The following is a 26,034-nucleotide window of genomic DNA, read 5'->3' as shown; positions in this document are numbered from 1 at the left end:
TAATTGCCCTTCACCTTAAGTCACTATGAAAGATGTCCAGGGAGGATTACAATTCGTCGAACAACTAATTTATGCCAAGACAGGAAAATCTCTAACTGATATTCAAAAAGCAGTCTTGCAAGAATCTTGGGATGGGCAAAGAAAAACTTATAACCAGATTGCCGAAGAATTCCAATATTCTGCAAGTTATATTAAGCAAACCGTAGCCCCGCAACTATGGAAACTGCTATCGGAAGTACTAGGGGAAAAAGTTAATAAAACTAATATTCATGCTGTAATTGAAAGGCGACGAGCAAATCAAAGTTCTAGTAGAAGTCAAAATTTAATTGAAAGATTGAGAAAGCGACTAGAGCCTTATTATACTGGGCAGTTACAGTATGTTAATCACCCAACAATTGCCAATACTTTATTTAAAAACCATATTAACCCACTGTCTTCGCCTACAAAATTAATCAATGCCAATTATCAAAATACAGTAGATTTAGAACTACCAAAAGGCTATGTCCCTTTAAATTCTGCCTTTTACATTGAGCGAATTCCTAATGAACATAGATGCTATCAGGAGATTACCAATCCAGGGTCTTTAATTCAAATTAAAGCACCAAGACAAATGGGTAAAACCTCTTTTATGGTTAGGATTTTGGCTCATGCAGCTACCATAGGTTATCAAACTGTCAGCTTGAATCTTTTACAAGCAGATAATAAAATTTTGACTGATTTAAATAAAGTATTGCGTTGGCTGTGTGCCAATATTACCCATAAACTCAAGCTCAAAAATAAGCTAGATGATTATTGGGATGAAGATTTGGGTAGTAAAGCCAACTGCACAATTTATTTACAAGAATACTTGTTGCCACAAATAGACAATCCTCTAGTATTGGCTTTAGATGAAGTCAATGAGATTTTTGAATATCCTGAAATTGCTCAAGACTTTTTATGTTTATTGCGTTCTTGGCATGAGGAAGCTAAAGATAGTAAAATATGGCAAAAACTCCGACTAATAGTAAGTAAATCTACAGAATTATATATTCCATTAAGTATTGCTAAATTTCCCTTTCAGGTTGGTTTTTCAGTGCAGATACGCTCATTTAACTGGGAGCAAGTACAAGATTTAGCACAGCGTCATCAACTTAATATTTCAATAGGTCATTTAGCTGAACTTATGTGGCTGGTAGCTGGTCATCCTTATTTGCTACGTGTGGCTTTTTACCATCTAGCACACCAAGATTTAACTTGGGAAGAATTGATGCAAACCGCAGCTTCCGATACAGGAATTTATAGCGAATATCTTCACCAACTCTTATGGTATTTACAACAACATCCAGAGCTTGCAATGGCTTTTGAGCAAGTACTAAAGGCAAAAGCACCCATAGCGTTAGAGCCAGTACAAGCTTTTAAGCTACATAGTATCGGATTGGTAAATATGCGAAATAATCAGGTGATGATTAGTTGCGATTTATATCAACGATACTTTGGTCGATAGCTATTTGATATAAACAATGCCCAAGCTCATAAGTAGCTTGGGCATTGGTAATAATTAATTCTGGAAGTTATAAATTACCAACAGACTAAAAATCAAGGTAATTGGCTAAACTGCACCACTATTTCTATTAAATAGAATGGCTAAAGTTTTGAAAATTAGCTTGAAATCATACAGTAAACTCCAATTTTTTTGATACTGCAAATCCAGGCGGATTACATCCTCAAAACTACGTACTTTAGACCGTCCGTTGACTTGCCATTCACCAGTCATACCTGGTTTTACATCTAAGCGCTGCCACTCAGGTACTTCATAGCGTTCTACTTCATCAGGGGTTGGAGGTCTAGTACCCACTAAACTCATGTCTCCTTTAAGAACATTCCAGAATTGCGGTAATTCATCTAGACTAGTTCGCCGTAAAAAGCGCCCTACCCGCGTGACTCTAGGATCGCTATCATTCTTAAAGAAAGCTCCTTGCGCTTGGTTTTGGACTTGGGATTTTTTGGCTTCTGCATCCACACACATGGAACGGAATTTCCAAATTCCAAAACGTTTACCCATCCACCCACAGCGAGTTTGTTGAAAGAAAAGGGGGCCGGGATCGTCAATTTGAATAGCAATTGTAATGGGAATTAACAAGACTCCTGTAATTACCAAGCCTACCAGTGCCCCAACAATGTCGATCAACCGTTTCATCCAAGATGCCACAGAAGGATGAGTAGTAGGTAGCGGCTCAACCTTGCGAGCAGAAAACTTGTGGTTTTCCACAATGTGGCTTTGTCTATGCGGTGATAAACTGCTGAGAGATTCAATGGCAAAAACTTGATCCAAACCTGTGAGGTTAAGAACTGCCATTACCTGCGGTGTCACATTTCGCAATATAATGGCGATGCTCTTTTCCTGAGCAGTTTTAAAATTACTGACTAAGGCACCTAAACCACTGCTATCCATAAACGTGGTTTGGTGAAAGTCAATAATGATTTGTTTGATATGAGAATGTTCCAGGGTTAACTCTTGGCAGATTTGCTTAAAGCCTACGGCCTCAAGCACACTCAATCGGTTTGGTACCTGGACTACAGCCATGTCATTTAGGGAAGTCACCGGGAAATCGACCGCTTTGGGTTGGCTAGTTATGAAGCTTTGCACTGTCGTTGCCGTCTAAATGTAAGCTATCAATCATTAATTTTGACGTAGATATTCTCTAACCTCATCTTGATTAAGTAGGAATCAGGACTAATCGTAAGTTCTTCTGGGGTGAGCTTAGAGATTGCTAGCGACGATTCACAATAGAACAAGAGCCAAAAAACTTACTTGCTTTTGTGACGACGCAGCGCGATCGCTTTTTTTAATCATCCCATGACTGCTAAAACTACGGTTAAACCTACTGCACGCCTGATTGAGGTCTTTTCTGCTATTCAAGGGGAAGGACTGAATGTCGGGACACGTCAGATTTTTATTCGCTTTGCTTTGTGTGACTTACGCTGTCACTTTTGCGATAGCGCCCATACTTGGAATGCACCTTCTACTTGTAAGATAGAGCGAACCCCTGGATTACGAGACTTTGAAGAGCACTCAAACCCTATCCCACTGCCCATTTTATTAGAATGGGTGGAACGGCAAAACCAACCGTCTATACACGATAGCATTAGCTTAACGGGTGGCGAACCCTTGCTTCATGCGCCATTTTTAGAGCTATTTCTGCCACAAGTGCGATCGCTTACCAATCTGCCTATATATCTGGAAACTGGAGGTCATCGTCCAGAACAGTTGGCAATGATTTTGCCCTACCTTGACTCCGTAGGTATGGATTTAAAATTACCTAGTGTCAGCGGTGAAAGCTATTGGCAAGAACACGCACAATGTCTGAAATTATCTTATGATTCACATTTAAACGTTTTTGTCAAGATAATTATTTCCCAACAGACAGACCCAACTGAGTTAGAACGTTCAGCTTTGTTGGTAGCAGCTGTTAGTCCTGATATCCCAGTGTTCTTACAACCTGTGACACCTTTGCCAGTGTCCGAAAAATCTACAGCAAAAACTATACTCGCCCCTACTCCCGACCAGGTTTTGCATTGGCAAGCATTCATGAAGCGGTGGTTAAAGCGCGTTCTTGTCGTGCCTCAAACCCATAAAATGTTGAATCAGCTATAAACTCTGCTGAGTTCTGAGAAAAAAATACACTCAGTACTCAGCACTCAGCACTTAGTAATCAGCACTATCATCTACTGGTCTAGATTTAGCTTTGGCTTTATTAGCACTGCGTTTGAGAGCAGAAAGGCGTGCTTCATATCTAGAGCGTTGGCGTTTGCTAGGAGTATTGTCTATTAAAGTTTTTAAAGCGCTACCTAGACTTTTATAGGCGTTGGGGAGGCTATAACCAAAGCGAGTTGCAAGTGCGATCGCTTTTTCGTCAGCATCTAATAATTCTTTTAGTTGCTTTTCACCGTTATTTTTTTGGTATAGTCGCCAGCCAGATACGCCACAAAGTGCTAAGGCTAAAACTAGTAACAATCCATCCTGTACCCACAACTCACCTACAGCACCACCTAAACCGATAGCCAGTGCTGCCATTTCCCAACCATCTTTGGGAATTGTGTCATTTTGAATGCGGGCGACTTCGTGCCAAAACAGCAGATTACGCTGATCCATCGCGAGGCTATCCCATTTCACCAAGTCAATTTGGATTTCTACCTGGTCTTTACCAATTTCTTCGCTACGGACCAGGGGTGGATTGACCTCAGTTGTGCCTTCAACCGTGACCCAGCTCTGCAATTCTGGTGGTAGTAAGCTTTTCAACCGCCGAAGTTCACTCATTTCCGCCTTGGCAGAGGAGGTTGCATAGGATGTCATAAAATCCAGCCCTAGAAAAATTCAGTATATAGTGAGGGTATCACTTTGGAGTATAGCTATTTAAGTGATAATTCGCCTCACTCGTGAGGAAAACTTCCTCGTTTTTTCCTAGCTTCCATTGCTTTTTCGAGGATTTCTAGTAATCCCGGGGCTTCTTCTTGAATACTTAGTAAAAGTCTTTCCCCAAGTTCGATATTTCCAGGATCATGTCCGGTTGTCATTACCTCTTTGAGGCGTGGCATGGCTATGCTATCAACAATTTGTATTAATCCACTCAAACAACGGTTAAATTGTTTTTCTGTAAGAATTGAGTCTTCCAGTGGAAACTCAATAATGGCACGGATTTCGCCGTCAGATGGGTCATACTCCCATTGCAGCATTTTGGTTTCCCAGGAAATGGCCAGCATTGTCTGGAGGATAGCTCCTTTATAAGGATGCTCTTGAACTCCTGCTAGTACTTGAGGTGCAAATACCCGAAAAAACTTGCCCTCCTCATCTAATTGCACAACAATTAGGAAGTCTTCTAGGTGATCAGCTTCCACACCTGTGATAATGCGATCCTCTTCGTCATCAAAGCGATATTCCCAACCAAGGTTGTCTAAGTATTTGGCAATCTGTGTCAGATTAGCTCCCATAAAAGCCTCACAAGGAACGGTGGAGCAGCTGTTACCAAATCTAGTTTAACCTGCTAGCGGCCTATGCTTAGGTTGGTAGGGTTACTTCTCTTTTCATCAGAGTATGCAATCCATCTCTTGATGATTAATAAGTGTCGGACTGCTCCATCAAAGTAAAAAGTCATCTTGAAAATTTTACCGCAGTCAAACCCACTTTGCAGCTTTTCGTAACAACTAAAATAATTGTATTCTCATATTTAAATAGGTTTTTGATAATAGCCGTATCCTTGCCAAGCTTTATATATAAGTATTTTTGGCTGTATTTGCTAAAAATTATTGTATGGATATTTTTGATTATTTTGGAAATTTAGACAATCTACTTTGTTCCTAATTTTGATGAATTAAAAAAACTAGTCATTTTTTCCAAAGCTCTAAAAAATATTAATTTTTGCAATAAATTGAACTTATATCTATTAAAAAATATGTTCAAAAGTTTATTTTGTACAAAATGATATTTTCACAATAAAGCTAAATTTACTATTTTTATCTATTATTTTGGCTTGGGTAAAAATCAGCTAAAAAATTAAATCACAATCAACTGAAAACAAGTTCATCAAAGAGTCACAAAAAGTTTTATATTACAGACATCTACCTATTTTCACAGAGAAATTGTAGTACTAAACACATTTTTACTTCGTAAATGTTTATAGATTTATGCGTAAATCAGCATTAATTTTAGCGATCGCACCCCTAATCTTTGCCCTCAGTGCTTGTAATCAGCCGTCAGAAGATCCAAAGACACCCACCACGCCTGGTAGTAATTCCACATCTCCAGTAAATCGCAATCGCTGGGACACTGTCAAAAATCGTGGTCAGCTGATTTGCGGTGTAAGTGGCGAAGTTCCAGGTTTTAGTTTTGTTGGAACTGATGGTAAATATAGCGGAATTGATGTTGATGTCTGTCGCGCTGTAGCTGCGGCTTTATTTGATAACCCAGACGCAGTAGAATTTCGTAATCTAAATTCCAAAGAACGATTTACAGCTTTACAAACTGGGGAAGTAGATATTCTCAGCCGTAATACTACATGGACATTAAGCCGCACAACCTCAGTTGGCTTAGAATTTGCGCCTGTAGTTTTTTACGATGGTCAAGCGGTGATGATTCGTAAAAATAGCGGTATTAAATCCTTAGCAGACCTCAAAGACAAAGCTATCTGTGTGCAAACGGGTACGACTACCGAACAGAACTTAGCCGACCAAATGCGGAAGCGAAATATTACTTATAAACCAGTTGTATTTGAGGATGTAAATGTTACTTTTGCTACTTATGCAGAAGGACGTTGTGACGGAATCACAGCCGATCGTTCAGCTTTAGTAGCAAGGCGTTCCATTCTACCCAAACCAGAAGATAACGTGATTCTTGATGAAGTGATTTCTTCAGAACCCCTTGCACCTGCTGTTGCCAAAGGGGATAGCAAGTGGGCTGATACTGTGAAATGGGTAGTTTATGCTTTAGTCAAAGCTGAAGAGTTAGGCATTAATTCCCAGAATATTGCACAATTCGCTACGAGTAGCGATCCAGATATTAAGCGATTTTTAGGAACAGAAGGCAACTTGGGTGAGGGACTGGGTTTAACAAACGACTTCGCCGCCAGAATCATCAAGCACGTCGGTAACTATAGCGAGGTTTACGATCGCAATCTCGGCCCCAAAACAAAACTCAATCTCCCACGCGGTCAAAATCAACTTTGGTCAAAAGGTGGATTGCTGTATTCGCCACCATTCCGGTAATTAGGGATGAGGGAGACAAATCAATTCAAAATTCAAAATTCAAAATTCAAAATTATGCCTTGTTCTCTCTTATAAACCCCAATTACCCATTACCAATTACCAAATGACCAATGACAAATGACAAATGACCAATATGAAATCTTTGTGGCGCGATCGCAGATTTTGGCAGATTGCGGGACAGTTGATTGCTGTATTCTTAGCAGTAGCAATCGTCACAATATTATGGGGCAACCTCAACCGTAATTTACAGCAATTAGGCATTCAGTTCGGTTTTGACTTCCTCAAACAGCAAGCATCTTTTGATATTGGTGAAACTGTAATTACTTACAAGCCAACTGATACTTACAGTCGTGCTTTGTGGGTAGGACTAGTTAACTCCTTACGGATAGCAGTTACAGGAATTTTTCTCACCACAATTGTGGGTGTGAGTGCGGGAATTGCTAGGCTTTCGGATAACTGGCTAGTAAAAAATATTGCCCTAGTTTATGTGGAAATCTTCCGCAATACTCCCTTACTGCTGCAATTGCTGTTTTGGTACTTTGCCGTTTTTCTGGGTTTTCCCAAAGTAGAAAGTAAAATTTCGCTCTGGGGTTTAGTTTACTTGAGTCAAAATGGAATCGAATTGCCTTGGTTTACCTTGTCTCCAGAGTTTTCAGCCTTATTACTAGGTTTAACTTTTTATACAGGTGCATTTATTGCCGAAATTGTCCGAGGTGGAATTCAATCAGTAGCAAAGGGACAATGGGAAGCAGCGCGATCGCTTGGTTTAAAACCTGGGTTAGTCATGCGTTTAGTTGTATTTCCCCAAGCCTTGCGGGTAATTATTCCACCTTTAACGAGTCAATATCTCAATTTGACCAAAAATTCCAGTTTGGCGATCGCAATTGGCTACCCCGATATTTATTTTGTCGCTTCTACAACTTTTAACCAAACCGGGAGAGCAGTAGAAGTAATATTACTGATTATGCTTACCTATCTCACCCTTAGTTTGACAATTTCCGTAGTCATGAATCTCTTTAACCGCACAGTACAAATTAAGGAAAGATGAATCAATTCAAAATTCAAAATTCAAAATTCAAAATTAAATACAGCCACCAACAAGGGTTGGGGTTTCTACCTGCCTTGAGAAACAAGGATTTTTTCGCCCACTAGGGGCGAGGTTTTGAACCTAGCTTTTTCCGATAAAAAGATAACAAGAATAACAAATGACAAACCCTCAAATATTGTGGCTGCGTAAAAATCTATTTAGTACTTGGTACAACAGCTTATTAACTATCGTCTGCTTAATATTTCTATTTTGGGTAGCTAAAGGAATCTTAACTTGGGCAACTACCCAAGCACAATGGGCAGTAGTTTCAGTAAATTTACGTTTATTTTTAGTAGGAAGATTCCCTCAATCTCTGTACTGGCGAGTTTGGATTGTACTGGCGATCGCTTCTACATTAGGCGCGATAACTTGGGGAGTATTTTCTAGTAAACGAAATTTAACAAAGTCTGGGCTTGCTATTTTTAGTTTAATTATTGGCGTTTTATTAATTATTTTTCCTTTAGATTTAACATCCCGCCTTTATCTACTATTAATTGCTGTTTTATTATTGATAAGTTTTTTGCTAGGAAAGAGATTTACTAAATTAATAGCACCTTGGCTATCTTTCATCTGGATTTTATCTTTTCCTATAATTTTGTGGTTAATCGGTGGTGGTTTTGGGCTACAATCTGTGCCCTCAAATTTATGGAATGGTTTGTTACTCACTCTGTTGATGGCAGGAGTTAGTATTGTACTGTCTTTCCCTATTGGAGTTTTACTAGCTTTTGGACGTACTAGCAATTTACCTGTAGTCCGGTGGTTTTCTATCCTGTACATTGAAATTATTAGAGGATTGCCCTTGATTGGAATTTTATTCCTTGCACAGGTAATGCTGCCATTATTTCTACCAGTTGATTTGCGTTTAGATAGGGTAGTCAGAGCCATTACAGGATTAGTATTATTCAGCGCAGCTTACATGGCAGAAAATGTGCGAGGCGGACTCCAGGCGATATCAAGAGGGCAAATTGAAGCGGCTAAAGCGCTAGGTTTCAACTCTTTGTTTGTCGTGATATTGATTGTATTACCACAGGCTTTACGTGCAGTAATTCCGGCAATTGTTGGTCAATTTATTGGTTTATTTAAAGATACTTCACTGTTATCTTTGGTGGGATTAGTGGAACTTACCGGCATAGCTCGTTCAATTTTAGCGCAGCCGCAATTTATAGGACGTTACGCAGAAGTTTATTTGTTTATTGGATTGATTTACTGGGTATTTTGTTACTCAATGTCTCTGGCTTCTCGGAAATTAGAAAAGCAGTTAAGTAGTTAGAAGAGAAAATAATGCCTACCAGAGACAGAGAATCAGAGTTAAAAGGTGAAATTTTATGTTAGACCAACAACCGATAATTATTGCTGAGAATGTTCACAAATGGTATGGGCAATTTCATGTCCTCCAAGGTGTTAGCTTGACTGTAAATCGTGGTGAAGTAGTGGTATTGATGGGGCCTTCAGGTTCGGGTAAATCTACTTTTATCCGTACATTTAATGCTTTAGAAGAATATCAACAAGGCAAAATTGTTATAGATGGTATTACCCTCAGCCATGATTTGCGGAATATTGATGCGATTCGCAAAGAAGTGGGAATGGTCTTTCAACAGTTTAATTTATTTCCCCATCTCACAGTGCTGCAAAATATCACCTTGGCACCAATTTGGGTGCGTCGGTGGGCGAAAGGGAAAGCTGAAGAATTAGCAATGCAACTCTTAGAAAGGGTGGGAATTTTAGAGCAAGCACATAAATATCCAGGACAATTATCTGGGGGACAGCAACAACGGGTAGCGATCGCACGTGCGTTAGCAATGCAGCCTAAGATTATGCTATTTGATGAACCCACTTCAGCTTTAGATCCAGAAATGGTGAGGGAAGTTTTGGATGTGATGCGAAGTCTTGCCCGTGACGGCATGACGATGGTAGTAGTTACCCATGAGGTAGGATTTGCTCGTGAGGTGGCTGACAGAGTAATTTTGATGGATAGCGGTTTACTAGTTGAGTCAGCTACACCAGACTCCTTTTTTAACAAACCCCAAGAAGAACGAACTCGCAAATTTTTATCGCAAATTCTCTAAATACAGCATTTCATAAATTCTTAGTGCATTAAACCTTGTCCAAGATGAGATCTGTAGTTTTTCAAAAAGGAATAGGGAATAGGGAAGTGTGTAAGATTTGGGAATAAAACCCGATTGTGAAAAAACTATGGGTTTCAAAGTAGACTTGGTTTAGCTTGAAAAATACTCTGCGTTACTTTGCGCTAACCTCTGCGTTTCAAACATTTATACAAATCACTTCTGCTGCGCCTCTACTCCTTTCACTTAACCATCTGTATATTTTTCAAGTGAAATGGTCTTACGACCCATAGCACAGATTGGTCAAGACTAAAATTCAATAAGTCACCACAATAAATTTATATTATATTAACTTTCAAGACGCTATACTGAGAATTCAATCCATTTTCTGGATAAGAAGCTGCTTTAAGTATCCAGTTGTAAATAATCAAGTCTAAATTCTCTATCTATTCTCTTTGTTAGGCATTTGTCGCTTTTTTCATTAGCAACTAAACATTGAGGTCTTGTGCAATTAAATACATTATCTCACTAGTCGTTGTGATGATAACTTTATAATTTATCTGAGTTTTTACAATATATTTACTGAAAATAATTATTTTTTTGAATCAGTAGTTCTAATGATTACTACTGGTGTAAATACTATGTCTTTAATTATATTTATTCTGGGTTAATTGAGGATTATTTTTTAGCCTTTATCGGAAAAAATCTACTTATTATAACTTTTATTAAAGTAATTTTGATGCTTATTTAAAGGTTAATTAATTAATAAAAATAGAGATTATACTTAGGTAGGTTTACCCTACAAAACAATCATATAAGAAGCAACCAGCCTCTATATAAATTACGTAGTGCTTACGCATGAAATATCAAAATTTACTTAATCTTCAACCAAAAGTCACTGACATAGCAAGGCTGTGCAAGGACAATTTAGTTATGGGTGCAACGTAAAACGTAAAATCAAAAATTCTTGGGAAAAACATTCTTTTTCAATACAAAGCCAGATAATTCTGACTAATTTGTTATGCGGATTTTGATTTACTCCTACAACTATTACCCAGAACCAATTGGTATTGCTCCCTTAATGACTGAATTAGCCGAGGGACTTGTGAAGCGGGGACATGAAGTGCGTGTAGTCACAGCTATGCCCAACTATCCAGAACGTCAAATTTACCCTGGCTATCGCGGTAAATTGTATTCAACAGAATCTAAAAATGGAGTCCAAATTCAACGCAGTTATGTTTGGATTCGTCCACAACCAAACTTGCTAGATCGGATATTGTTAGATGCTAGTTTTGTAGTCACCAGTTTTTTACCTGCAATGATAGGCTGGCGGCCAGATGTGATTATTTCTACTTCGCCTTCATTGCCTGTATGTTTGCCAGCAGCCCTTGTAGGATGGTTGCGTGCTTGTCCTGTAGTTTTAAACCTGCAAGATATCTTACCGGAAGCAGCTATTCATGTAGGGCTGCTAAAGAACAAATTTCTAATCAAAGTATTTACACAATTAGAGAAATTTGCATATCATAGCGCTACTAAAATCAGCGTCATCGCTGATGGTTTCGTGGAAAATTTGCTCAAGAAGGGTGTACCATCTCACAAAATTGTGCAAATTCCCAATTGGGTTGATGTGAATTTTATTCGCCCCTTACCTAGAGAAAATAACGCGTTTCGGGAAACACACAACCTCAAAGACAAATTTGTAGTTTTATATTCTGGTAATATTGCTCTAACTCAAGGCTTAGAAACAGTTGTGAAAGCTGCGGCTCTGTTACGTCATATCCCAGACATTGTGTTTACAATTGCTGGAGAGGCTAAAGGATTGCAGAGACTTCAACAAGACTGTCTCGATTATGGTGCTGATAATGTCTTGTTACTACCTTTTCAACCCCGCGAACGTCTGCCAGAAATGTTAGCAGCTGCGGATGTTGGTTTGGTTGTGCAAAAGAAGAATGTTATATCATTCAATATGCCTTCCAAAATACAAGTACTACTTGCTAGTGGGCGAGCATTGATTGCATCTGTACCAGAAAATGGTACAGCTGCAAGAGCTATTAGACAAAGTGGTGGTGGATGTGTGGTGCCACCAGAAGATGCTCAAGCTTTAGCCAACGCAATTCTAGACTTGTACCAAAACCCAGATAAAGTTAAAAATCTCGGTTATAAAAGTCGCCAATATGCTGTTGAGCAATATAGCTTTGAGCAAGCTTTAAATAACTATGAGGCTTTATGCTATGCGCTAAAAGCAGAAGAGGCAATCATTGCCAGCACAAATATCTCCAACCAAGAAGTTTAATCGTTAAATTAAAAATACAATAGACCCCTGTCTTAGCATCCGCAGGCAGGGGTCTTTTAACATTTTAATTAACTTGTAAAAATATTTAAAAGTATTTGTTATTTACCAAAATCACACACCAGATTATTAGTTGCCTATACTTTAATTTTTTCTGCATAGTACTTAAAGCCGAAATATAACGAGCATTATTATAGAGCTTAACTAATAATTTCTGACTCAAGGAAGATTCTAAAATATATCTTAGGTTACTTGGAAGGTATCTTATTTTCTGTAATTATTCCTGTGTGTGCTATGTAGCTGCACTGACTAGATCAACACTTTGTTTATCACCCAAAAATCATCATTAATTTCATAATTTCCCAACAAGGCTGGGAATGTAGTCATTTGATTAGTACATCCAAAATCAGCAAAAGGATTGTAGAGTAAATTTTTTGACTCTTGCGGAACTCTATGTAAAATGCTCTGGTCTAGACCTGCAGGTTCTAACCACAAGTATTAGGAATTTTCAGAAAGATTGTCTGTTTGTGTCTTTGACTACTAGCCTGCAAAATTATCAATACAGCTAAAGTCGCCAATAGGTCAGAATATAAAAATCAGGGTTGAAGTTAATCTATGAAAGATGCGGATAATACTACAAAAATTGTCATAAAGCAACCACTACAACATACTAAGTAGCTACACTAGCTCCCATAGCATGGTACGCTTGATTGCTGTTTACCAAATCCAAAAAGTCTATTTTTTTGTTAGTATGCAAAAAAAACAATTTACATAGTTACATCTCATGATTGATGAGTTGTGTGTAATTGTCAAAAAATGTAACAAAAGGGCTAAAGCACCTGAGGTTTAATGTCTGATTATTTCCAAGGAGAATTCCCAACGCAATCTGTATCTTTAAGAAAAACTGCGATCGCCAGTCCACAAGACCCCAGCGATGAAGCAAGCAAAAAATTAGCGATAACCGTTGCCGAAGCCGCATCAGACCGCAAAGCTGGCGATATTCTAATACTCAGAGTAGCAGATGTATCTTACCTAGCAGATTATTTTGTGGTGATGACTGGCTATTCAAGAGTCCAAGTCAGAGCGATTGCAGAAGCAATTGAAGACAAAGTATCAACCGAACTGCAACGCAATCCCTTGCGGACAGCAGGTAAAGCCGAAGGAAGCTGGGTGTTGCAAGATTATGGCGAAGTGATCGTTCACATCATGATGCCCAGGGAACGGGAGTTTTATAATTTAGAAGCGTTCTGGTCTCATGCTGAACGTTTAGAACTGCCAACAACCGATGACGGTGGGGGTAAGGCAAAATGATCAAATCCTCGGTTTCCAATTGCCCAGTTCCGACTGAACAACAACCACTCAACGAGTACGAAGAATTAAAAACATCTTGGTTATTTCGTGATTGTGCCTTAAATTGGCGCGAACATATCAAAAAAATGCTGTGGATTTGGAGTTTATCGTGGGTGCTAGCAGGGCCTGTCGCAGCCGCCAGTTTTCCCCCACATAAACATCTTGCCCAATTTATTCTTTGTGGCGCATTAGGAGCAAGTATCGGCGTAATTCTCTTATTAGTACGTTTGTACTTAGGTTGGTATTACGTCAGCGATCGCCTAACCAGCCCCACAGTATTTTACGAAGAATCTGGGTGGTATGACGGTCAAACTTGGATCAAACCAGAGGAAGTCTTAAACCGCGATCGCTTAATTGCCACCTACGAAATCAAACCCATTCTCCGCCGCTTGCAACTTACCTTTGCTAGCTTGGCAGGAATGTTTGTTGCTGGTAGTATAGTTTGGCATTTGTTATAAATAGTCATTTGGCAGAGGGCAAGTGACTAAAATAAACAAATAATAAAAAAATAACAAAAAAGTGATAGATTTTAACCCATGACAATGGGAAAACGAACTCAAGCCGCAGCCTTAGAAGTGAGGTTGCTACGGGAAGGAATTATCGAATCGAGGCATATAGTCCAGGCTGTTGTATGCGACGAACGGGGGCGGGTTTTATCCGTAGCCGGTAATGCGGAAACGGCTGCATTTGTGCGTTCAGCACTCAAACCATTTCAGGCACTCGCTGTCACATCTACCGGCACACTTGAACGCTATGACCTCAGCGATCGCGATTTAGCGATTATCACTAGCTCCCACAAAGGTAGCATAGAGCAGGTAAGACAAGTATTTAACATTCTTTGGCGGGCCGATCTAGACCCCAGCGCACTCCAATGCCCGATTCCCGAAGGTAAGCGGAGTCCTCTAGAATACAATTGCTCTGGTAAACATGCGGGAATGTTAGCTGTTTGCCAACAAAGGCATTGGCCTTTAAATAACTACTTAGAACGCAAACACCCAGTCCAACAGTTAATTCTCAGCAAGGTAGCAGAATTACTGCGAATGCCATCGGAAGAATTTATCGGTGTTCATGATGACTGTGGCGCACCAACTTATTTGATGCAACTCGGTCAGATGGGCTCTCTGTACGCCCTGCTAGCCTCTGGTAAAACTTTGGATATGGAGCGCATTGTCCGGGCCATGACTCATCATCCCACAATGGTAGCTGGCGATGGCGAATTTGATACGGAACTCATGCGCTTAACCCCTGGAGAATTGGTAAGCAAAGCTGGTGCCGAAGGAGTACAGTGCATCGGTAGGTTAGGGGAAGGCATGGGATTGGCAATTAAAGTTATGGATGGGTCAAAGCGAGCAAAATACGCAGTTGCTATTCACTTGCTTCAACAAATGGGCTGGATTACGCCCAGCGTCGCTGAAAGCCTAGCTGAGAAGTTTATGATTTTGGGAAAATACAAGCGTTTAGAAGTTGTGGGAGAATTATCGCTTTTATAGTTGCCAAAATTATAACTTGTGGTTATACTAGTAAAGTAAGCAAACGACGCGGGATAGAGCAGCCTGGTAGCTCGTCGGGCTCATAACCCGAAGGTCAGTGGTTCAAATCCACTTCCCGCCACCAAATAGAAGTAAAAAACAAATCCCTACAATCAGTTAAGATTGCAGGGATTTGTTGTATTTTGATCTATTCTGGAGTAAGCCATCCAAAAAGCACGGAGAGTCATAGTTGTGAAGTTGCAACGACCAATTTTAGTAGGAGGATTGGGACTGTCGTTTTCTCTGTGGATGTTAGACAGTTGGCAAGATTCCATAGTGCAGGTAGGAGAATTTGGTTTACTGAGTGCTTTGGCAGTCGGCGGTGGTTTGTGGTTATTGCAGCAAAATCGCCCGAAAGCTAGTGTAGAGCAGCTTGATATCATGCTTGTAGAACGGGCAGATGTAGAAAATGCGATCGCTAAAGCCGAAGCCGTAATTAACCAACTGGCACAAGAATCAGAACAACATCCAGCCTTAGGGAACTTACGAACACAAGTTAACCAATTACTCTTAGATTTAGATAGGCAAGAACTTAAACTAGCTGTTACTGGTGGGAAATCTGTCGGTAAAACTACCTTAATTGAAGTTTTAAAATCTAGCTGGCAATCAGAAATCAAGCAAAAAGTCAGCTTCCAAGAGACAGCACCTTTATTTATTCAAGCTGGTAACAAATCAGATACAGATGTTTTGGCAGAAGTGAAAACATCTGATTTTCTCCTCTTCCTGACTAACGGTGATTTAACCGATTCAGAATTTCAAACTTTACAGCAGCTAAAAGCTGCAAATCAACCAGTTTTGCTGGTTTTCAACAAACAAGACCAGTATTTACCCGATGAACGTGCTAGCATCTTGCTGTCACTGAAACAACGGACACAAGGAAATTTAGTTGCAACAGCCGCCTCTCCTATTCCCATCAAAGTCCGGAAACATGAGGCTGACGGTGCTGTACAAGAGTGGTTAGAACAACCAGCAGCAGATATCCAGTCTTTGACACAGCAACTAGGAGAGATTTTAGCCCAGCAAGCACAAAAGTTAGTCTGGACAACAACCATTAGAACAGCTAACTTGCTGAAAGCTGAGGCGAAAACCTGGCTAAATGATATTAGACGCGATCGCGCTACCCCAGCTATCGAACAATATCAATGGATAGCTGCGGCTGCTGCTTTTGCTAACCCAGTCCCCGCACTCGATGTTTTAGCAACTGCGGCGATTAATGCCCAAATGGTAATGGATTTGGGTAATATCTATCAGCAGAAATTTTCCTTAGAACAGGCGCAAACTGTCGCTGGAACAATGGGAAGTTTAATGCTGAAGCTAGGTTTAGTCGAACTTTCTACTAAAGCTGTGAGTACTGTGCTCAAAAGTAACGCTGTCACCTTTGTCGCTGGTGGCGTGGTACAGGGAGTAAGTGCGGCATATCTCACCAGAGTAGCTGGTTTAAGTTTAGTAGAGTATTTCCAACAACAAGAAATTGCTCTAGATTCTGGCAATAACTTGAATTTGGAAAAATTGCGGCAAACTTTACAAAATGTCTTCCAGCAAAATCAGCAGATGGCTTTTCTGCAAGGTTTTGTAAAGCAAGGTGTCAAGCGTTTGTTACCAGAAGTTGCTGTTGAGAAGGCTGTGGGATAATTCCCTTAAATTAACTTAAATCTTAATGTCAGTAGATAATCAGCCTGCGATTCAAATCGCAGGCTGATTAGTATTAGACGAGACTTTTTTCTGAGAAATTAAAGAAAATCTCGTAGTTATATAGATGGCTAATTACCGTCCTTGTATATTCTCCTTCTTTGCTGGCTCCGGTTTCCTCGATTTAGGATTTGAAAATAGCGGTTTTCAGATTGTTTATGTTAATGAAATATTTCCGCCATTCCTTGCCGCATATAGTTATTCACGGGAAATTCTCAATCTACCAGTGCCTGAATATGGGTATCATCAAGGTGAAGCTGCAGATGTCACTAAACTTCTAGAAGGATTACCCGCTCAACGTTTGGGTGAATTAGTCCAGGATTGTCGAAAATCTTATAATATTGTTGGCTTTATTGGCGGGCCTCCTTGTCCAGATTTTTCAATAGGTGGAAAAAATAAAGGTCATTTGGGTGATAATGGTAAACTTTCTGCATCTTATATCGAATTGATTTGTCATCATTTACCAGATTTCTTTTTATTTGAGAATGTAAAAGGTTTGTGGCGCACAAAAAAACATCGTTTATTTTTTGAATCGTTAAAGCAGAAATTACAAAAAGCTGGCTATATATTAACAGAACGCTTAATTAATGCTATTGAATATGGTGTTCCACAGGATAGAGAAAGGATTATTCTAATAGGCTTCCGAAACAGCTTAATAGCACGCGAAAATGTAAAAACTGCTAATTTATTTCCTTGGGAAAATTACATTTTATATCCTCAAGAAGAAGTCTTTGCTTACCCTTGGAGTCAATGCACATCATTCCAAGAAGATTCTATAATTCCTTGTCCGGAAAATATTCCTCAAGAACTCACAGTTGAATACTGGTTTAGAAAAAATAATGTGGCTCAACATCCCAATGCTCACCATTATTTTCAACCTAGAGCAGGAATAACAAAATTCGCTTCAGTTGATGAGGGAGATGATTCGAGAAAGTCCTTCAAACGCTTGCATAGATGGCGCTACTCGCCAACTGCTTGTTATGGCAACAATGAAGTACATTTGCATCCTTACAAAGTCAGAAGAATTTCTGCTGCTGAAGCCTTAGCAATTCAATCTTTACCTGCAAATTTCGCACTTCCAGAGGATATGTCACTCACCAATATGTTTAAAACTATTGGCAATGGAGTACCATATTTGGCATCAAAAGCATTAGCTGAAACTATTCTTAACTTCTTATTAATTGGTAGCTAAAATCCTATTAAGCGTACTCAAGTTAAAAGTGTCTAATGTTAACTTGAATACTTAAGTGTTTTCAGTCCATCTAGAAAGTCGATATCTCAGACCTATTCAGCAGTTCGGTTTTCAGGATAAACTCGTAATAAATGTGGTTTAATATATATATAAGAAATGTTTTAATTTTTTATAAAGTTTAATAATCAATAATTGGCAAAAGGCACGATGGCAGCAGACTATCCCGACATTGATATTGCGCCATTTATCGATCACGCCCTGTTAACGCCAACGGCTACTCCAGAGCAGGTTGAGCAATGGTGTGAAGAAGCAGACAGATTTCATTTTGCGGCGGTTTGCTTGCACCCTACCTATGTCAAGCAAGCCGCAGAACTCCTCCACGGTAAAAATCCCAAAGTCTGTGCAGTAATTGGCTTTCCTACTGGAGCGACTACTTCCGCAGTGAAGCTGTATGAAGCTCAAGAAGCAGTGGAAAATGGAGCCACTGAACTTGATGTAGTCCTCAACTTGGGTTGGTTAAAAGCTGGTAAAACTGAAGCAGTCCACCGCGAGATTGCGGAAATTTGTGAAGAAACCGGACAACCTGTAAAGGTAATTTTAGAAACCAACCTGTTGACAGAGGCGGAGAAAAGAATGGCAGCAGAATTGGCGATGGAAGCAGGGGCCGCATTCTTGAAAACTAGTACAGGTTGGAATGGGGGGGCGACAGTAGCAGATGTACAACTATTGAAGGAGATTGCTCGCGAAAGAGTAGGGATTAAGGCCTCAGGCGGTATTCGTACTGTGAATCAAGCCATAGAATTAATCTTGGCGGGTGCTACTCGATTAGGCACATCTCGCGGTATCGATTTAATCCGCCAGCGCGATAACCTGGAAAAGGTGGAATAGTCATTTGCCGTTTGCTCATTCGTTCTTTGTACTCAGATCAATGACTCATGATTTATGACTAATGTATGGGTGGGTTTAACGAAAATATCGCATCTACCCTTAGATATGCGGGTTTAACCCGCCCCTACGGACTCTTGGCTAATGAGTAAAACCTATCAAGTAACAGGAATTAATCTGAAAGCCCAGGCACTGGGAGAATCAGATAGAATAGTAACAATTTTGACAAAAGAGTTCGGTTTAATCCGAGCAGTTGCCCCAGGGGCACGTAAGCACAATTCAAGCCTGGGTGGTAGGAGTGGGATGTTTGTTGTCAACGAACTACTGATTGCTAAAGGGCGATCGCTCGATAAAATTACACAAGCACAAACAGTAAAAACCTATCCAGGTTTGACTAAAGATTTAGGGAAATTGGCAGCTAGCCAATATCTAGCTGAAATAGTCCTCAGTCAAGCTTTAAGCGAACAACCCCAAGAAGAACTTTATGAGTTGCTTAACGAACATCTCAATCGGTTAGAGGCAGTGTCTAACAACGAAGCTAGTATCTTAGCTCATCTGTCTCAGGGAGTGTTTCACCTTTTAGCCTTGGCGGGACTAACCCCGCAAGTGCAAGTTTGTTGTCTCACGCAACGGCCGCTGATGCCAAATTTTACAAACCCGCAGTGGCAGGTAGGATTTAGTATTTCTGCTGGTGGCACAGTTTGCTTAGAGACTTGGGAAGACTTGCGAAAACAAAAAGAGAGGGAGAGACAAATCAACTCTGCCAAAACGCGATCGCCTCATTCTCCACCAACCCCAGCTACAACCATCTCGGGTTACCAAACAGTGATGCATCGCCAAGAACTACCTGTGATTTCTGGGCGTTTAAATGCAAAAGAACTTGATATTCTGCAGCAGCTGTCACAACCAGAGATAATGCAAATTAGTACCACCAGAGATAATCACTGGTTAGCTGTTGAGCAAATTCTGCGCCATTATGCTCAGTATCATTTGGGTCATCCAATCCGCTCCGCCACTTTAATCGATTCTTATTTTGCTGCCAACCATGATGCAACCGTCTGATTTGGATACAAAAATCCTGCCTTTGTCACCGAGCTACGCCAAAAAACAGAATAGAGCATCAGATTCTACAGCACCCAGCCATTTGAGTGCTGTCCCGAAGTCTCGGCCCAGTCAAATCAATAACCACGAAATTTCCCCCCGGGAGATTTCGCCAAATAATAGAAATTGGTTATCGGAAACATCAAAACCTGATTTCATTAATTCAGAAGACAAATCTACTCAGGCTGAGGCTAATGGCCAAGCCGCTATTACCTCAGCAAAAGAGCCACCTGATATCAAGGGGCCTGATTCAGGTAAAGATGAACCATCAAATGATGCACCCCAAAAGGGTTTTTTACCTGTATTAAAAAACCCAAATTTCTTAGCACTTTGGGGTGGACAAGTTTTTTGTCAACTAGCAGATAAAGTTTATCTGGTGTTGATGATTGCTTTGATTAATACGCAGTTTCAAGCGAGTCATCAAAGCATTAGTGGTTGGGTATCGGCCTTAATGATGGCTTTTACCATACCAGCTGTGTTATTCGGTTCTGTGGCTGGTGTATTTGTGGATCGCTGGTCGAAAAAGACTGTATTAGTAGCCACAAATGTTTGGCGGGGAATGTTAGTGTTAGCGATTCCCTTGCTGTTATGGTTGACTCATGATTGGCAACCAGTGGGAGTATTGCCTGTAGGTTTTTTGATCATCTTAGGCGTGACTTTTTTAGTCTCCACCCTCACACAGTTTTTTGCTCCAGCCGAACAAACAGCAATTCCCTTGGTAGTGGAAGAACAGCATTTACTTTCAGCTAACTCACTGTACACCACAACAATGATGGCCTCGGTGATTGTTGGTTTTGCGGTTGGCGAACCACTATTAGCGATCGCGGATCAACTTTGGCTAAATCTGGGTGCAAGTGGCGGATTTGGTAAAGAAATGGTCGTAGGTGGAAGTTATGCGATCGCGGGGATAATTTTGAGTTTCTTAGTAACTAACGAAAAAGCTCACGACGCAGAAACGGAATTTCCTCATGTTTTCTCAGATTTACGCGATGGATTACGTTATCTCAAAGATAATCATCGTGTTCGTAGCGCTCTAGTACAGTTAATTATCTTGTTCTCCATCTTTGCTGCCTTAACAGTTTTAGCTGTCAGAATGGCAGAAATCATTCCCAACATGAAAGCCTCGCAATTTGGCTTTTTATTAGCAGCAGGTGGTGTGGGAATTGCCGCAGGAGCAACAATTCTCGGTCAGTTTGGTCAACGTTTCTCCTATACTGCCCTGAGTCTTTGTGGTTGTTTAGGGATGGCAGCTTCCTTAATAGGGTTATCCATCTTTACAACACAGCTATGGATCGTGCTTTTGTTAGTAGCACTATTGGGTGTTTTTGGCGCACTTGTGGGTATCCCAATGCAAACTGCAATTCAAACAGAAACCCCACCAGAAATGCGGGGTAAAGTCTTTGGTTTGCAAAATAATGTCATTAATATTGCTCTTTCCTTACCCTTAGCATTAGCAGGTGTAGCAGAAACCTTTATTGGATTACAAGCTGTCTTTTTATCATTAGCTGTAATTGTGTTTTTTGGAGGTATCTTTACTTGGTATACCTCTCATCGTGAGTAATTAAACATTAGCTTGACATAATTAATCATTTACTGAAAGCTGAAATTTTCGTGATAGACTGAACTCAGCCATAAATCACTATAGGCTTAACTCGGGATCATTGTGAATCCTGGCTCAATTGGTTTTGATTGACTCATATTTATTCACAAATTCTTAGTAGGATAACTACAGCTATAACTAAACTAGCTAAATTAATCTGAGAATTTGGCTATTTTATGGGTAGAGACAATGGGGTGTAATACTAACTAAAAAGCCAGCGATAACAACAGCTAAAAGCAAAACCACAAAGCAACAAAAACTCAATATTAAACCCGCTGTTCTTATAACTAAATAAAGAATGCGTATAGCCTGGATTGGAAAAAAATCACCCTTTTGCGGCAATGTTACCTACAGTCGAGAAATTACAAATGCCTTACTAGACCGAGGGCATGAAGTTAGCTTTCTCCACTTTGCTCAAGAAGAACCTGAACCTGATAACTGGCCAAAATTTCAAGAAGTTTCCTTACCCTTCATTTACAAGTCCCAGGTTTACACAATTCCCACTTTCAAAGCAACCAAAGTATTAACTGAGTCGTTGCGGAAAATTAAACCAGATATAGTCCACGCTTCTTTGACTTTATCTCCCTTGGACTTTATTCTTCCAGAAATTTGTCAGCAACTGAATTTGCCTCTAATTGCGACTTTCCATACCCCATTTGCAGGGAAAGGGGCAAAATTAATTTCGGGAACGCAACTTTTGGCTTATCAGCTATACGCACCTTTCTTAGTGAACTACGATCGCGTGATTGTATTTTCCCAAATTCAGCGCGAGTTATTAGGGCGGATGGGTGTGCGGGAAGAAAATGTTGCAGTTATCCCCAACGGTGTCGATACCGCTAAATATTCTCCAGGCCCTTCTCAAATCAAAGCCGAATTTCAAGCCGAACGCTTATTTGTCTATCAAGGTCGGATAGCACCAGAAAAGAATGTAGAACCGCTGCTACGCGCTTGGAAACAGTCAGGACTGGAAGCCGATAGCAAGTTGCTGATTGTGGGCGATGGGCCTTTGAAGCCGTCTTTACAGCCGTTTTATGGTACAGAGGAAGGCATTATTTGGTTAGGATTCATTGCCGATGAAAACCGACGCATCGAAATTCTACGGGGAGCAGATGTATTTGTTTTGCCTTCGTTGGTAGAAGGCTTATCTTTATCTCTCTTAGAAGCAATGGCTTGCGGTTTGGCGTGTTTAGCTACAGATGTGGGTGCAGATGGAGAGGTATTAGAAAAAGGCGCAGGGGTAGTTTTAAATACGAAGACCGTGCGATCGCAATTAAAAACTCTCTTACCACTATTCCAAGACCATCCTGAGTTAACAACTGTATTAGGGCAGAAAGCGAGAAATCGTGTCCTAGAACGCTATACCCTCACTGATAATATTACTCATTTGGAACAGTTGTACCGCGAAGTTTTACTCCAGCGACCTTTACCAGTAAGTCATAGATTATAAGCAAGTTCTGATATCAATTTTGGTTAGCTGCACTGCATCTGAGAGGATAAAAGAGTGCAGCTATACTTTTAATTCTGGATAATTGAAGTTAGTATTTATCATTTACAGATTTTTCAAGTATTTGATCACATCTTTTTTATCTTACAAAAAGACGCAAATAAAGGTAATTTTTTACACAAAAATAATACGGTTGGGGTTGTGTACCAAAAAAGGTACATTAGAAGTAACATCAAATTAATCTGATTATTATCAGAAAATTTGGTATAGATGACCGAAGAACAGAATCAAAAAGAACAACAAAACCAAAAACGAGTTCCAGCAAGATTTTATCAAAGTGATAATGGTGTAGAGCCTGTTCGTGATTGGTTAAAGGATCTAGATAAAGAAGATCGAAAATTAATTGGTGCTGATATCAAGACAGTTGAGTTTGGATGGCCAATTGGGATGCCAACCTGCCGTTCGATGGGTGATGGTTTGTTTGAAGTACGAACCAATTTAACTAATGGACGGATTGCGCGTATTTTATTTTGCTTCTTTGAAGGCGAAATGATACTTCTACACGGATTTATCAAAAAGACTCGAAAAACACCAACAAAGGAATTAGCTATAGCGTTAAAACGTAAGGGAAATCTGGAGGCACAAGGATGAAAAAAAATCCTCATATCGGTTCATCTCTTGATGACCTTTTTGAAGAAGAAGGAACACTTGAAGAAATTAACCTGATTGCTACAAAACGTATTATTGCATGGCAAATTAGCGAAGCCATGAACAAAAGAAATTTGAATAAGACAGCAATGGCGCAAATGATGGGAACCAGCAGATCATCTCTCGATCGGTTATTAGATCCCAATAACACGTCTGTAACCTTAGATACTCTTGAACGTGCGGCGAAAGCAGTGGGTAAAAGGGTACATGTTGAATTAGTTGATATAGTTTAATTCCACCTCAACATTCAGTAAGCATATAAAAAATAAAAGCACTAAGTGCGATCGCGCTATAAATTCCAAAATAGGATGGCGAATTATGAGCAATGCACGTCATTAGCTACCGAATTTTAAGAGAATATACTGCAAGCCACGCTGATTGCCGTGACGCTATTGATAACTGGTATAAAGTTGCCAGTAAAGCTGATTGGTCTAATTTGATTGAGGTACAATCAGTTTTTCCGAAAGCAGAAGCAGTTAGTAATTTTACTGTTTTTAATATTAAAGGTAATAAATATCGCTTAATTGTGAGTATAGATTATGAAAAACAATTGATTTATATCAAATATATTCTTACCCATGCTGAATATGATAAGGAGGAATGGAAAAATGACCCTTACTTTTAATTCAGATAAATATAAAGAGTTATTAGCCCAGTATCAACCAAAACTGATTAGGAATGAAGAAGAGAATGAAAAAGCCTTAACTGTTGTAGAAGAATTAATGCACCGTAATAATCGCAGCCCTGAAGAAGATGAACTTTATGAGTTGCTAATTATTTTAATTGAGAAGTTTGAGCAAGAATATTATTCACCAGGGAAGACATCTCAGCCTGATTCTATATTACGTTTTTTGATAGAACAAAGGGATATAAAAGAATCAGATTTGGTTAGTATTTTTGGTAGCCAAGAAATAGTTTCAAAAGTGCTTAATGGTCAGCAGGAAATGAGTAAAGCTCAAGCTCAAGCTTTGGGCGAATTCTTTAGGGTTGACTGTGGTTTGTTTATTTGATTTATAACTAATTAACTATAACAGACAGAAGAAAAGGTTGCGGAAAATGCGATCGTACTGATGGCAAAGACTCGGCTAATTATCTTTTAGCTATACCACCAGCAATTAAAGCTTCTCTATATAACCAAGCTTCTCTGGCAGTTTTAAACCCATCCCTCCACTTTTTTTCATTTTTATCTTTAGTCCGATATCCTATTCCCCAAGTATCATTTGCAAAGCAATAATAGACTTTATAAAGCATGACTGGTTGAGCAAAATCACCTCCACAATCACCATCATCTTCTATACGAGTACCATCTAATTTAATACCATAAAACCGACGTTTGACTTTATCTATATTAACTTCTATCACATCTCCTAAATGTTTTGATTTTAAAATGATATTTCCATCGGAGTCGATAGTATGAGATTTAGGGCCGTGTGTAGGCATAAAAAAGGGTTCAGATAAATTATCAACGAGATTTATTGTAAACTTCCTTATTTATTTATTGATATAGAGAAAATACGGTTAAATCAAAAAAATGTCATTATTTACCCGTAATATCACCAATATTTTTTGGCGATGTCCAGATTAAATATGAAATTTTTTCTGTTGTTGCTATATAAATATTAGGTAGTCGGGACGGAATGTGCGAAGCGCATATTGTCGTTAATTACATATAAGTTACTACAATTTATCGTATTCTTCTGGCTCTACATTAGGGACTTTATTCAAAACTCGCTGGAATTTTTCCCAACTACCGCTTTTAGCTTTTTCTTCTAAATAGCCCTTAGTCAACCATGCAGAAACTTGTGCAGATAAAGCAATAGCTACAAGCTGTTCAATAGAAACATTTTCTCTAGCTGCTAAGGCTTCAATTTGTTTATACAAAGATTCAGGTAGTTGTACATTTAAATTAGTCATTGTATTTCTCCTACTATTTGTAAAAACTCTTTGGGTGACACTAACCTGATTCCAAATTGTTGTGCGGCTTGTAAATCTTTTTGATTGTAAGTGATGATAAAATCAGCCTGACATTCAACAGCTAAATCAATGAGGAAATCATCGTCAGGGTCTCGTGCTGATGGTCGCCATATATAAAAAATACTACATAGATTGGCAATGCTACAAATACCTTCAATAACATCGTTGATGTCTTGATCTCTCAATCCAATCTGATATTTTTCTCGTTTGAGAATTTCTTCATACTCAAATACTAAAGTAGTAGAAATATTCAACTGCCAACGCCTATCGTTAAGTATTGTTAATAGTCTGTAAGATGCACCAAGACTGGATCTTAAACCAGCAAGCAATACATTAGTATCCACTACAATTTGGTAAGGTCTTGTCATTTCTTAGGCATGAGTA

At 39.5% G+C, this 26,034-nt stretch carries 26 protein-coding genes and 1 tRNA gene; 21 read left to right on the top strand and 6 right to left on the bottom strand.

Annotated elements, in window-relative coordinates; all coding sequences use genetic code 11:
- Positions 1 to 25 precede the first annotated feature (25 nt).
- The gene (locus tag AACU25_RS08470; RefSeq protein ID WP_096574750.1) at positions 26 to 1,483 is read left to right on the top strand and encodes an AAA-like domain-containing protein; all 1,458 of its coding nucleotides are present in this window, start codon (positions 26 to 28) and stop codon (positions 1,481 to 1,483) included.
- 105 nt (positions 1,484 to 1,588) lie between these two features.
- On the opposite strand, the gene AACU25_RS08465 is transcribed toward AACU25_RS08470, so the two are convergent.
- Positions 1,589 to 2,626, bottom strand: a complete 1,038-nt coding sequence (locus tag AACU25_RS08465; RefSeq protein WP_321206767.1) for an anti-sigma factor antagonist — start codon at positions 2,624 to 2,626, stop codon at positions 1,589 to 1,591.
- A gap of 210 nt (positions 2,627 to 2,836) precedes the next feature.
- Here AACU25_RS08465 and AACU25_RS08460 point away from each other — a divergent pair, with 210 nt between their 5' ends.
- Complete coding sequence (locus AACU25_RS08460; RefSeq protein WP_096574749.1) at positions 2,837 to 3,634, top strand: 7-carboxy-7-deazaguanine synthase QueE; 798 nt, start codon at positions 2,837 to 2,839, stop codon at positions 3,632 to 3,634.
- Between the two features lie 51 nt (positions 3,635 to 3,685).
- Here AACU25_RS08460 and AACU25_RS08455 read toward each other — a convergent pair whose 3' ends face one another.
- Both AACU25_RS08455 and AACU25_RS08450 read right to left on the bottom strand, forming a co-directional pair.
- A complete protein-coding gene (locus tag AACU25_RS08455; protein ID WP_096574748.1) occupies positions 3,686 to 4,333 on the bottom strand; it encodes a DUF3318 domain-containing protein in 648 nt (215 codons plus the stop codon).
- A gap of 77 nt (positions 4,334 to 4,410) precedes the next feature.
- The gene (locus tag AACU25_RS08450; protein WP_096574747.1) at positions 4,411 to 4,968 is read right to left on the bottom strand and encodes a hypothetical protein; all 558 of its coding nucleotides are present in this window, start codon (positions 4,966 to 4,968) and stop codon (positions 4,411 to 4,413) included.
- 693 nt (positions 4,969 to 5,661) lie between these two features.
- Between AACU25_RS08450 and AACU25_RS08445 the strand changes: the two genes are divergently transcribed.
- From AACU25_RS08445 to AACU25_RS08355, 19 genes are all read left to right on the top strand, one after another.
- Positions 5,662 to 6,738, top strand: a complete 1,077-nt coding sequence (locus tag AACU25_RS08445) for an amino acid ABC transporter substrate-binding protein (protein ID WP_096574746.1) — start codon at positions 5,662 to 5,664, stop codon at positions 6,736 to 6,738.
- Positions 6,739 to 6,862: 124 nt separating this feature from the next.
- Positions 6,863 to 7,786: an amino acid ABC transporter permease gene (locus tag AACU25_RS08440; RefSeq protein WP_096574745.1), complete on the top strand. Its 924-nt coding sequence runs from the start codon at positions 6,863 to 6,865 to the stop codon at positions 7,784 to 7,786.
- Positions 7,787 to 7,943: 157 nt separating this feature from the next.
- On the top strand, positions 7,944 to 9,095 hold the full coding sequence (locus AACU25_RS08435; protein WP_096574744.1) for an amino acid ABC transporter permease: 1,152 nt from the start codon (positions 7,944 to 7,946) through the stop codon (positions 9,093 to 9,095).
- Positions 9,096 to 9,150: 55 nt separating this feature from the next.
- Positions 9,151 to 9,891 carry an amino acid ABC transporter ATP-binding protein gene (locus AACU25_RS08430; RefSeq protein ID WP_096574743.1) on the top strand — a complete coding sequence of 247 codons (741 nt, stop codon included), beginning with the start codon at positions 9,151 to 9,153 and terminating at the stop codon, positions 9,889 to 9,891.
- 1,018 nt (positions 9,892 to 10,909) lie between these two features.
- On the top strand, positions 10,910 to 12,181 hold the full coding sequence (locus AACU25_RS08425) for a glycosyltransferase family 4 protein (protein WP_096574742.1): 1,272 nt from the start codon (positions 10,910 to 10,912) through the stop codon (positions 12,179 to 12,181).
- Positions 12,182 to 13,027: 846 nt separating this feature from the next.
- Positions 13,028 to 13,489, top strand: a complete 462-nt coding sequence (gene rsfS, locus AACU25_RS08420) for a ribosome silencing factor (RefSeq protein WP_096574740.1) — start codon at positions 13,028 to 13,030, stop codon at positions 13,487 to 13,489.
- A complete protein-coding gene (locus AACU25_RS08415) occupies positions 13,486 to 13,986 on the top strand; it encodes a CGLD27 family protein (RefSeq protein ID WP_096574739.1) in 501 nt (166 codons plus the stop codon). Before rsfS ends, AACU25_RS08415 begins: the two co-directional genes overlap by 4 nt.
- A gap of 78 nt (positions 13,987 to 14,064) precedes the next feature.
- Positions 14,065 to 15,018 carry an asparaginase gene (locus tag AACU25_RS08410; RefSeq protein ID WP_096574738.1) on the top strand — a complete coding sequence of 318 codons (954 nt, stop codon included), beginning with the start codon at positions 14,065 to 14,067 and terminating at the stop codon, positions 15,016 to 15,018.
- 47 nt (positions 15,019 to 15,065) lie between these two features.
- Positions 15,066 to 15,142: transfer RNA gene (locus AACU25_RS08405), tRNA-Met, on the top strand.
- A gap of 101 nt (positions 15,143 to 15,243) precedes the next feature.
- On the top strand, positions 15,244 to 16,689 hold the full coding sequence (locus tag AACU25_RS08400) for a slr1306 family protein (protein WP_096574737.1): 1,446 nt from the start codon (positions 15,244 to 15,246) through the stop codon (positions 16,687 to 16,689).
- Between the two features lie 124 nt (positions 16,690 to 16,813).
- Complete coding sequence (locus AACU25_RS08395) at positions 16,814 to 17,938, top strand: DNA cytosine methyltransferase (protein WP_096574736.1); 1,125 nt, start codon at positions 16,814 to 16,816, stop codon at positions 17,936 to 17,938.
- A 207-nt stretch (positions 17,939 to 18,145) separates the two neighbouring features.
- Positions 18,146 to 18,826, top strand: coding sequence for a deoxyribose-phosphate aldolase (deoC, locus tag AACU25_RS08390; RefSeq protein ID WP_096574735.1), 681 nt, complete (start codon positions 18,146 to 18,148; stop codon positions 18,824 to 18,826).
- 141 nt (positions 18,827 to 18,967) lie between these two features.
- Positions 18,968 to 19,885 (top strand): DNA repair protein RecO, encoded by a 918-nt coding sequence (recO, locus tag AACU25_RS08385; RefSeq protein WP_096574734.1) that lies wholly within the window; start codon positions 18,968 to 18,970, stop codon positions 19,883 to 19,885.
- Complete coding sequence (locus AACU25_RS08380; RefSeq protein ID WP_190445847.1) at positions 19,869 to 21,485, top strand: MFS transporter; 1,617 nt, start codon at positions 19,869 to 19,871, stop codon at positions 21,483 to 21,485. The genes recO and AACU25_RS08380 overlap by 17 nt, the downstream gene beginning before the upstream one ends.
- Positions 21,486 to 21,822: 337 nt before the next feature.
- Positions 21,823 to 22,971 (top strand): glycosyltransferase family 4 protein, encoded by a 1,149-nt coding sequence (locus AACU25_RS08375; RefSeq protein WP_096574733.1) that lies wholly within the window; start codon positions 21,823 to 21,825, stop codon positions 22,969 to 22,971.
- A 267-nt stretch (positions 22,972 to 23,238) separates the two neighbouring features.
- On the top strand, positions 23,239 to 23,619 hold the full coding sequence (locus tag AACU25_RS08370) for a type II toxin-antitoxin system RelE/ParE family toxin (RefSeq protein ID WP_096574732.1): 381 nt from the start codon (positions 23,239 to 23,241) through the stop codon (positions 23,617 to 23,619).
- Positions 23,616 to 23,909, top strand: coding sequence for a helix-turn-helix domain-containing protein (locus AACU25_RS08365; RefSeq protein ID WP_096574731.1), 294 nt, complete (start codon positions 23,616 to 23,618; stop codon positions 23,907 to 23,909). The genes AACU25_RS08370 and AACU25_RS08365 overlap by 4 nt, the downstream gene beginning before the upstream one ends.
- A gap of 92 nt (positions 23,910 to 24,001) precedes the next feature.
- On the top strand, positions 24,002 to 24,301 hold the full coding sequence (locus AACU25_RS08360; protein WP_096574730.1) for a type II toxin-antitoxin system HigB family toxin: 300 nt from the start codon (positions 24,002 to 24,004) through the stop codon (positions 24,299 to 24,301).
- Positions 24,285 to 24,686, top strand: coding sequence for a helix-turn-helix domain-containing protein (locus tag AACU25_RS08355; RefSeq protein WP_096574729.1), 402 nt, complete (start codon positions 24,285 to 24,287; stop codon positions 24,684 to 24,686). The genes AACU25_RS08360 and AACU25_RS08355 overlap by 17 nt, the downstream gene beginning before the upstream one ends.
- A 79-nt stretch (positions 24,687 to 24,765) precedes the next feature.
- Here AACU25_RS08355 and AACU25_RS08350 read toward each other — a convergent pair whose 3' ends face one another.
- From AACU25_RS08350 to AACU25_RS08340, 3 genes are all read right to left on the bottom strand, one after another.
- Positions 24,766 to 25,116, bottom strand: coding sequence for a hypothetical protein (locus AACU25_RS08350; RefSeq protein ID WP_096574728.1), 351 nt, complete (start codon positions 25,114 to 25,116; stop codon positions 24,766 to 24,768).
- A 237-nt stretch (positions 25,117 to 25,353) separates the two neighbouring features.
- Complete coding sequence (locus AACU25_RS08345) at positions 25,354 to 25,590, bottom strand: ribbon-helix-helix protein, CopG family (protein ID WP_096574727.1); 237 nt, start codon at positions 25,588 to 25,590, stop codon at positions 25,354 to 25,356.
- Positions 25,587 to 26,018, bottom strand: coding sequence for a putative toxin-antitoxin system toxin component, PIN family (locus AACU25_RS08340; RefSeq protein ID WP_096574726.1), 432 nt, complete (start codon positions 26,016 to 26,018; stop codon positions 25,587 to 25,589). Before AACU25_RS08340 ends, AACU25_RS08345 begins: the two co-directional genes overlap by 4 nt.
- Between the last annotated feature and the right edge of the window lie 16 nt (positions 26,019 to 26,034).

This window comes from Tolypothrix tenuis PCC 7101 (assembly GCF_963874875.1).
GTDB classification, from domain to species: Bacteria; Cyanobacteriota; Cyanobacteriia; order Cyanobacteriales; family Nostocaceae; genus Aulosira; species Aulosira tenue.
This window is presented reverse-complemented; position numbering and strand designations above follow the sequence as displayed.